This is a genomic window from Microbacterium sp., from assembly GCF_040394595.1.
Lineage (GTDB): Bacteria > Actinomycetota > Actinomycetes > Actinomycetales > Microbacteriaceae > Microbacterium.
This window is the reverse complement of sequence record NZ_JBEBSA010000032.1, coordinates 1-8,423: the sequence shown is the minus strand read 5'-3', so window position 1 is coordinate 8,423 and position 8,423 is coordinate 1. Positions and strand designations below refer to the sequence as shown.

Genomic DNA, 8,423 nt, shown 5'->3' with positions numbered 1-8,423 from the left:
TGACGACCCCTTCCTTACCATGGAAGTGCTCTGCCACTGAGCTATCGGGGCGTGCCACCCGTCTCCGGGCAACCAGACAACAATACCATCAAGAGCGGCCGGTCAAGAAACCGGGGTGACTCCATCGTGTCGTCCCGCGTTCTTCCGCATCCAGGGAAGCGGATCGATCGGCGAGCCGTTGATGATGATCTCGAAGTGCAGGTGCGCACCGTACGAGTGCCCCGTGTTGCCGACGAGGCCGATGACCTGGCCGACCTTCACGTGGTCGCCGGTCTTCACGCGCATCGAGCCGTGCTGCATGTGCGCGTAGTGGCTGGTGACCAGCTTCCCGTCGATCATGTGATCGATGTAGATGGTCACGCCGTAGCCGCCGCCCGACTCCGTCGCCTGGCGGACGACACCGTCGGCGATGGCCTGGATCGGTGCGCCGTTGCCGGGCACCAGGTCGATGCCCGCATGCAGACGACCCCAACGGGTGCCGTACGGCGAGCTCATCGACACTCCGACGGCGAAGGGCCACTGGATCGACGCCTCCGGGTCGTTCGTGTAGAGGCTGTCGGAGTACTTGATGCCTTCCTCGGCGGCGAGGTCGACGAGCGAGACGGTCGAGTAGTCGTCCGGCCGCACGATCTCCTCGTTCTTCACGTCGGAGGAGGCGACATATGCCTGGATCTCGGCGTCGGAGGCCTTGTTCGCCTGCTCGGTCGCCGCCAGAGTGGCGACGGCCTGTGCACCGTCGCCCTGGACACCGGCGACCGCGGCGGCGGGGAGGGTCATCGACACGGCGATGAGTCCGGCGATCCCCATCACGCCGAGGGTCGCACCCGCGGCGGCGACCTTGCGCATCACGCGCGGACGTCGGGACGCCTGATGGGCCGGCGCCGGCGCGTCCTCGGCGGGGTCGCGCGGCGCGGATGCCACGAAGGTGTCGTGACCGCCGAAGCCGAAAGCCTCGGCGGCGGCGCTGAACCGGTCCGACGCGTCGTCGCGCGGTGCGGCAGGCTCGAAGACGACGCCCTCCGAGGAGAGCGGCACCTCGGCGGCGGCCTCGCGGTCGACCATCGGGGTCTCCGCCTCGGCACCGGCGACGAAACGCTGGCGCTCACGCATCTGGCGACGGGTCAGGGGCGCGGCGGCATCGGCGGGGGAGATCGACGCTTCCGAAGGGACGGGGACTGCTGCGGCGGGCGCGGAGCTCCGTCGGGTCGGCCGGCTCTGGGGCGCAGAGGCGGCCTCATGTTCTTCAAGGGGCAAAAGAAGATCTCTCGTCGTACGTTCAAGCGCGGGGGTGCTCGATCGCTTTCGTCATCGGGTCACGAAAGTAACGATCGGATAAACGATAGCGGGTTCCGGCTGGGAATGCCATGAGCCGCCCCCGATTCAGCCACCGTCCGGACAAAAATCACCCCGGGGTTCACCCTTCCACCAGCAGGGCTCCGAGCCGCGCGTGCACATCGGCTCCACCGGCGAAGAGCAGCGGTCGAGGAGCGTCGGTGTCGATCCGGCTGACCAGTCCCCCAGCCTCCTCGACGAGGATCCTGCCGGCCGCGAAGTCCCAGGGCTTCAGGCCCCGTTCGAAGAACCCGTCCATGCGCCCGGCCGCGACGTACGACAGATCGAGGGCCGCGGAGCCGATGCGCCGGAGATCGCGCGCCATCGTCATCACCCGACGCACGGTCGCGAGGTCGCCGTCGTGCGTGGCCGGGTCGTAGCCGAAGCCCGTGGCGAGCAGTGCTCCGGCCGGGGTCTCCGACGTCACCGCCAGCCTCTCGCCGCGGAACACCGCACCCTCTCCGCGGACGGCGGTGAACAGCTCACCGAGGGCCGGCCCGTACACGGCGGCCGCGACCCCCTCCCAGGCATCCGGCTCCGGCGTCCCCTCGACCACTGCGATGCTCACGGAGTAGGCGGGGATGCCGTAGGCGTAGTTGACGGTGCCGTCGATCGGGTCGACGACCCAGGTGATCCCGGATGACCCTTCCCCCGCACCCGACTCCTCACCCAGGAACCCGTCGTCGGGCCGTTCGGCGGCGAGACGATCCCGGATCAACTGTTCGACCTCGCGGTCGGCGTCGGTGACGATGTCGGCCAGGGTGGACTTCGTCGCAGCGAGCGAGACGCCCTCCGCACGCCGCCGGGCCGCGAGGTCCCCCGCCTCGACCGCGATGTCGGCGGCGAGCGCGCCGAGGTCGACCGCGAGCGTCATCGCGCCCCCGCCTTCGCCGCGAAGGCCGCCACGCGGGCGCGGGCGTCCTGCGTCTCGAAGGCGGCGCCGATCGTGCGGGCCTCCTCCTCGAGCTGGGCGGCGAACGATCTCTCGGTGCGGCTGCGGATCAGGCGCTTGGCCTCGCCGTAGGCCCCGGCGGCACCCGCCAGCCAGAACCGCGCGATCTCCTCGGCGCGCACCTGCACCGCGAGGGTCTCCGCGGCCGCGTCCTCCCCCGCCACCGCCTCGGCGACCAGACCCCACTCGACGGCCTCCTCGGCGGAGAGGAGCCGGTCCTGCAGCACCAACTGCAGCGCGCGCCGCTGGCCGACCGCGTGGGCGAGCTGCGCCGATACCGAGAGGTCGGGGGTGAGGCCGATGTTCGCGTAGAGGCTGCCGACCTTCGAGCGGGAACCGATCACCGCGTAGTCGCTGCAGAGCAGGATCCCGAGGCCGCCCCCGGCCGTGGTCCCATGCGCCGCGGCGACGACGGGGACCGCCGACTCGGTGAGCGAGCGGATGCCCTCGTTGATGATCCCGGCGAAAGCGGTGATCTGCTCACCGGAGCCCATCGTCGTCGCCATGTCGATCACATCGCCCCCCGCGCAGAACGCGGGCCCGGCGGCGTCGATGATGATCGCGCGCACGTCGTCGCGCCCGACGGCCTCGGCCGTCACCTCGCGCCAGGCCTCGGCGAGCTCTCCGTTGAAGGCGTTCAGGCGGGCGGGGCGATTGAGCGTCAGGCGCGCCAGCCCCTCGTCGACGGTGAACAGGATGGCGTCGCTCATGGCGTCTCCCTCGATACGCGGACCGTGTGCTCTCAGGCTACCCGCCACCGCACCGCCCGGCGTCCGACCGTCACCCCTCCGACAGCACGCGTCCGACGAAGTCGTGCATCCGGCGGCGGGTGCCGTCGAGGCGCATGTCGGCCTGGCCGGGAGCCCGCACCTCGTTGGGCGCGAGCGGATGCGCGAGCCGCACGTTCTCGTGGCAGGACAGATCGGCGCAGATGTAGGTGCCGACGCTGTCCCCTCTCTTCCCCCGCTCCCCCGCGCGCCGGGCAGAGAACAACGCCACCTGGTCGCCGGGCTGCAGCGTGTGGCAGATGTTGCACATCCCCGAGCGCGTGCGCCCCGGGCCGTTCGTGTTCAGCAGCACTCCGCACAGTCGCCCCTCCTGCTCCAGCACGACGTACCCGCGACGCGGTGTCTGCGGATCGCGCCAGGCGAAGAAGTCGAGGTAGTCCCAGTCGACCAGGAGGAAGTCGTGCGGCATCTCGATCAGGCGGAGCTCTTCCGCTTCCGCGTTGACGAAGGAGGCGCGGACGTCGGCATCGGTGAGCGCTCGCATCCGTTCAGTCTAGGCAGGCGTCAGCTCCGTGCAGCGGTTCCGCACGCGTCATCAGTTGAGGGCGGCGAACGAGGCGATCGCCACCCAGCCGAGCACGGCCAACCCCGCGGCGACATGGACCAGCATCCGCTGCATCGGCGACATCCGACGCCAGGAGAGCCAGCACACCACCAGGACGAGCAGGCAGACGCCGGTGCCGCTGAGCGCCCAGATCGTTGACGGCCAGCCCGTCTGCCAGGCCTGAGTGCTCCCGTCCGCCATGTCGTAGACGCACCGACGGCCGGCGGGGAGGAACGTGCTGTCGGCGTGGAACCGGAGGTTCTCCAGACTCCCCACCGTCCCAGGCGGGGCACCGCTCGAACATGCGGTGTAGGCCTCGCGATGCTCCAGCAACTGGCCGAGGAGCGCCCACCAGACCGGCAGCATTCCGACGAAGCCGATGAGGACGAGGAGCGACCATCGTGCACCACCGGTCGTCTGCCGGATGCCACGCCGCTGCACCACCGCCATCATGCCGGACCGGGGCGTTCTCCGGGGGCCTCGCCTGCGGCGAGCGCCCTGCGCGCCGTTCTCCTTCGAACTCGATTCCTCATGCCCGCCCCTCCGCGTCGCTCCCGGGGCGCACATCGCGACCTCGCCCCGGCCTCCACCATAGGAAGCAGAGCCGCAAGACCGGTGTGAGCCCTCCGCCGGGAGCCCGTGCCCTCAGCGCACAGGCGGGCCCATCGCGGAGAGCCCTCCGGCGATACGACGAGCATGCCCGGCGTAATCGAACCGATCACCGGCCAGGTTCCGCTGCTCCCCCTGTTCCGCCATGATCGCCCCCCACAGCATCTCGAAGACATGGAACAGCCACGTCCCCTGCGCAAGTGCCCGCAGGTCCGCGCGGTCGCCTGCGCGGCCGACCGCCTGGAGAAAGCGGATCGTCTGCTGTCGATCGAGACCGGCGTCCGACACGACGGTGGCCAGATCGAACCAGCCGTCACCGGCACCGGCGAACTCGTAGTCCACAAGCCACAGCCGGTCGCCGTCGTCGATCACATTGTTCGCCCAGAGGTCATGGTGAGTGAGACAGGGCTCGTACCGCCGATCGGCGGAACGCTCGGCATGGACTGCGGCGAGCGTCACGCGCAGCCTGCCGACGTCGAACCCGAACCGGGTCGGATCCTCCACGCCATCGAGCATCCGGTCGACGCGTTCCGTGGTGCTCGGCACGCCGGCGGGAGGAGGACAGGCCAGCAGCCGGCGGATGAGGTCGTGCCCCCGGGAGGCGCCGACACCCGTCCAGCCCGCGCCGGTCCACGGGCTCGGCGTCGTGATGAACGGCGTCAGCAGGACCCCCTCTTCGGTCGAGGCGATCGGCGCGGGTGTCAGCTCTGCGGCGGCGGCCGCGGCCAGGACGATCGTCTCCTCCCTCCTGAGGACGCCGAGCCGATCCGCTGTGCGGGGGCGGGGTCTCCGAGCCACGAAGCGTTCCTCGGTGGCGGTGTCGACGAGGACGGTGACGTCATTGTTCAGGCTGTGCAGAGCTGCGGTGCGTTCTACATCCACACGCCACGCCACGCCCGGAAGAACCTCCGACCATTCGGCGCCAGTTCCGTGATCCCCAGGCCACATGGAAGGGAAATCTATCCAAACATCGGACCTCTTGCAAGATCGATGACCCAAGATGGCGGCCGGCGTCGCGCGGAGACCCTGACGACCCTCGGTCACGGGCGGTGCGAGGCCCGCGGAGAACGACGGAAGGACCCGACCGACGCGGTCTGGGCCCTTCCGTCTCCTGCGGGTGGCAAGTGAGGGATTCGAACCCCCGAAGCATAACGCGGCTGATTTACAGTCAGCTCCCTTTGGCCGCTCGGGCAACTTGCCATGCACACCCGTCCGACTTGACCAGCCAACCGGGGGCGCGAACACCAATCATACCTGCCGCACCCGGGTCGCCGGAAATCGACTCAGCTTCCCTGCACGCCGCGGGAGGATTCCGCCAGCGACTCGGGCGTGCGCAGCAACCCTCCCTCGGCACGGCAGGTCGCGGCGGCGATCAGCATGGCCCGGTCGAGGAGCTGCTGCCAGCCCTTCAGCGTCTCCGGAGCGCCGCTCGCCAGACCGGCGGCGACCGCCGCGAGCGTGGCGTCTCCGGCGCCCACGGTGTCGACGATCCGTCCCGGCAGCTCGGCGATCGGCGCGGTCACGAGGCCGGCGTCGGAGTCGAGCACGGCGCCGTCGGCTCCCGCGGTCGCGAGGACGGCGGGCACCCCGAGCATCCGCAGCCGGGAACGGAGCCCGTCGAGGTCGCCGTCGTAGAGCAGGGTCGCGTCGTCGGCGCCGACCTTGATCAGCTCCGCCCGCACCGCGAGCCGCTCGAAGCCGCGCACGAACTCGCCGCGATCCGCGAGCATCCCCGCACGCGGGTTCGGGTCGATCGCCAGGCGCGCACCGGCGACCGCGTCGGCGAGGGCGTCGACCTCCTCCGGAACGTCGAAGGGGAAGCAGCTGACAGCGACGATCCCGGCAGCCTCGATCGCGTCGCGGGCCTCGACGCCGTAGCGGATGCTGCGCCGCTGCGCGGCTTCGTTGAACACGTATTCCGGCTCCCCGCCCGGCCCCTTGCTCACCACCGCCCGGGACGAACCGCGTGTCGACGGGCTCTCGATCAGGGCGACGCCGTGATCGTCCAGGTACTCGCGGATGTGGTCGCCGGCGGCGTCCGCCCCCACCATCGCGATCAGCGTGACCGGCATCCCGAGTCGTCGCAGCCCCACCGCGACGTTCAGCGCAGCGCCGCCGACCAGCTCGCGCACACCGCCGTCGTCATGGATCTCGTCGATCAGCGCGTCTCCGATGACCACCGCGCTCAGGCTCTTGCTCATCAGGCGAGACTATCGCCCTCCTCCGACGCCGACGACCGCCGTTCGGATCGCCGGGAGCGCATCCTCGCCGCCACCGCCCGCCGGCGCTACTCTGACGCCATGAGAGCAGCACCCGCGATCTCCGCCGCATGCCTCGTGCTCGCCGCCGCCCTGCTCGGCGGCTGCACCGGCTCGCCGTCCGCGCCGCGCACCGAGTCGCCCTCCCCCTCCGGATCGCCGTCGACGGGCTCCACGCCGACTCCCACCCCCACGCCGACGTCCACGCCGGTGGCCCTGCCCTCCGACTGCCGGGCGATCCTCTCCGACGCCGTGCTCGCGCAGCTGAAGGACGTGCCGCTCAACGACAAGGCCTTCGGCCCCTCCGGCAAGCAGGCCGACGGATCACTCACCTGCGTGTGGGCGGATCCGCGCGCCGACACCACCTCCCTCGTCACGAAGATCTCGCATCGGGACCGCGGCCCCGCGCTCGAGATGCTCAACAAGCTCATGGAGGAGGGATTCCGCTGCTATACGCCCACCGAGGGCGTGCGCTGCGAGAAGACCTGGAAGGACGAGCGATACCCCGTGACCGACGGACGGACGCTGTTCTGGCGCGGCGGAGTGCTCATCGACACCCAGTACTCCAACCTCGCTCCGACGGGCTACACCGACGCGATCGTCGCCCACCTCTGGCCCTGACGTCGCACGAGACACGGAGAAGGCCCCGGATTCCGAAGAATCCGGGGCCTTCTCCTCAATCGGCTCGGCCGAACGAGCAAGCTCGTTCGGCTCTCGCCTCAATCAGTTGTACGTACCGGGGGTGATGTCGTCGGTCGAGAACGCGTCGAAGTCGACATAGCCGAAGTCGCCGTCGGCGTACGCCCCGTCGGATGCGAAGATCCGGTTCGGGTAGCGCTCGCTCTTGGCCTCCTCGGTCGCCTCCACCGTGATGTCACGGTACTTCGACAGACCGGTTCCGGCCGGGATGAGCTTACCGATGATGACGTTCTCCTTGAGACCGACCAGCGGGTCGCGCTTGCCCTCCATCGCGGCCTGCGTGAGCACGCGGGTCGTCTCCTGGAAGGACGCGGCCGACAGCCAGGACTCGGTGGCCAGCGACGCCTTGGTGATACCCATCAGCTCCGGACGGCCCGAGGCGGGCTTGCGGCCCTCCGACACGGCCTCGCGGTTGATCTGCTGGTAGCGCTTCTGGTCGACCATCTCGCCGGGGAGCAGGGTCGTGTCGCCGTGGTCGACGACGGTGACCTTGCGCAGCATCTGGCGCACGATGACCTCGATGTGCTTGTCGTGGATCGGCACACCCTGCGAGCGGTACACGCCCTGCACGCCGCCGACGAGGTACTTCTGCACCTCGCGGGCACCCTGCACGCGCATGACCTCCTTGGGGTCGAGCGTTCCCACCTGCAGCGGCTGACCGACCGAGACGTGCTGGCCGTCCTCGACGAGGAGCGTCGCACGCTTCAGCACCGGGTAGACCACCTCTTCGTCGCCGTTGTCGGGCGTGAGGATGACCTTCTTCTGCTTCTCGTTCTCCTCGATCGTGATGCGGCCGTCGGCCTCGGCGATCGGGGAGGCGCCCTTCGGCGTACGAGCCTCGAAGAGCTCCTGCACACGGGGCAGACCCTGGGTGATGTCATCCGCCGACGCCGAACCACCGGTGTGGAAGGTACGCATCGTCAGCTGGGTTCCGGGCTCACCGATCGACTGGGCCGCGATGATGCCGACGGCCTCGCCGATGTCCACGGTCTTGCCGGTCGCGAGCGAGCGGCCGTAGCACTGCGCGCAGACGCCGACGGCCGAGTCGCAGGTGAGGACCGAGCGGACCTTGATGGTCTCGACACCGGCCGCCACGAGCTTGTCGATGAGGACGTCGCCCACGTCGTCGCCCGCGGAGGCGAGGACGTCGCCCGCCGCATTCACGACATCGGAGGCCAGCGTGCGGGCGAACACCGAGTTCTCGACGTTCGCGTCGCGCACCAGCTCGCCCTGCGAGTTGG

Annotated in this window: 8 protein-coding genes, 1 tRNA gene and 1 pseudogene; 1 reads left to right on the top strand and 9 read right to left on the bottom strand. The window is 70.1% G+C overall.

Annotated features, from left to right (window positions below; genetic code table 11):
• Positions 1 to 102: 102 nt before the first annotated feature.
• The 8 genes from ABWO84_RS15780 to ABWO84_RS15745 all read right to left on the bottom strand — a co-directional run bounded on the left by ABWO84_RS15780 (position 103) and on the right by ABWO84_RS15745 (position 6,426).
• Positions 103 to 1,110, bottom strand: coding sequence for a M23 family metallopeptidase (locus tag ABWO84_RS15780; protein ID WP_353116281.1), 1,008 nt, complete (start codon positions 1,108 to 1,110; stop codon positions 103 to 105).
• A 304-nt stretch (positions 1,111 to 1,414) separates the two neighbouring features.
• A complete protein-coding gene (locus ABWO84_RS15775; protein ID WP_353116280.1) occupies positions 1,415 to 2,206 on the bottom strand; it encodes an inositol monophosphatase family protein in 792 nt (263 codons plus the stop codon).
• Complete coding sequence (locus tag ABWO84_RS15770) at positions 2,203 to 2,994, bottom strand: enoyl-CoA hydratase/isomerase family protein (RefSeq protein WP_353116279.1); 792 nt, start codon at positions 2,992 to 2,994, stop codon at positions 2,203 to 2,205. Before ABWO84_RS15770 ends, ABWO84_RS15775 begins: the two co-directional genes overlap by 4 nt.
• 70 nt (positions 2,995 to 3,064) lie before the next feature.
• Entirely contained in the window at positions 3,065 to 3,556 is a 492-nt protein-coding gene (locus tag ABWO84_RS15765) for an FBP domain-containing protein (protein ID WP_353116277.1), read from the bottom strand.
• 51 nt (positions 3,557 to 3,607) lie between these two features.
• On the bottom strand, positions 3,608 to 4,060 hold the full coding sequence (locus ABWO84_RS15760) for a hypothetical protein (RefSeq protein ID WP_353116275.1): 453 nt from the start codon (positions 4,058 to 4,060) through the stop codon (positions 3,608 to 3,610).
• A 201-nt stretch (positions 4,061 to 4,261) separates the two neighbouring features.
• Positions 4,262 to 5,173 carry a phosphotransferase gene (locus ABWO84_RS15755; RefSeq protein WP_353116273.1) on the bottom strand — a complete coding sequence of 304 codons (912 nt, stop codon included), beginning with the start codon at positions 5,171 to 5,173 and terminating at the stop codon, positions 4,262 to 4,264.
• 170 nt (positions 5,174 to 5,343) lie between these two features.
• Positions 5,344 to 5,425: transfer RNA gene (locus ABWO84_RS15750), tRNA-Tyr, on the bottom strand.
• A gap of 83 nt (positions 5,426 to 5,508) precedes the next feature.
• Positions 5,509 to 6,426 carry a carbohydrate kinase family protein gene (locus ABWO84_RS15745; protein ID WP_353116271.1) on the bottom strand — a complete coding sequence of 306 codons (918 nt, stop codon included), beginning with the start codon at positions 6,424 to 6,426 and terminating at the stop codon, positions 5,509 to 5,511.
• Positions 6,427 to 6,525: 99 nt separating this feature from the next.
• On the opposite strand from ABWO84_RS15745, the gene ABWO84_RS15740 reads away from it, so the two are divergent.
• Entirely contained in the window at positions 6,526 to 7,104 is a 579-nt protein-coding gene (locus tag ABWO84_RS15740; RefSeq protein WP_353116269.1) for a hypothetical protein, read from the top strand.
• A 102-nt stretch (positions 7,105 to 7,206) separates the two neighbouring features.
• Here the strand turns inward: ABWO84_RS15740 and ABWO84_RS15735 are convergent.
• Positions 7,207 to 8,423 (bottom strand): annotated as a pseudogene (locus ABWO84_RS15735) (DNA-directed RNA polymerase subunit beta'); the annotation flags it as partial.

Coding starts and splice junctions, on each gene's coding strand:
- ABWO84_RS15780 (WP_353116281.1), bottom strand. CDS start 1,110: ATGCGTGAGCGCCAGCGTTTCGTCGCCGGTGCCGAGGCGGAGACCCCG.
- ABWO84_RS15775 (WP_353116280.1), bottom strand. CDS start 2,206: ATGACGCTCGCGGTCGACCTCGGCGCGCTCGCCGCCGACATCGCGGTC.
- ABWO84_RS15770 (WP_353116279.1), bottom strand. CDS start 2,994: ATGAGCGACGCCATCCTGTTCACCGTCGACGAGGGGCTGGCGCGCCTG.
- ABWO84_RS15765 (WP_353116277.1), bottom strand. CDS start 3,556: ATGCGAGCGCTCACCGATGCCGACGTCCGCGCCTCCTTCGTCAACGCG.
- ABWO84_RS15755 (WP_353116273.1), bottom strand. CDS start 5,173: ATGTGGCCTGGGGATCACGGAACTGGCGCCGAATGGTCGGAGGTTCTT.
- ABWO84_RS15745 (WP_353116271.1), bottom strand. CDS start 6,426: ATGAGCAAGAGCCTGAGCGCGGTGGTCATCGGAGACGCGCTGATCGAC.
- ABWO84_RS15740 (WP_353116269.1), top strand. CDS start 6,526: ATGAGAGCAGCACCCGCGATCTCCGCCGCATGCCTCGTGCTCGCCGCC.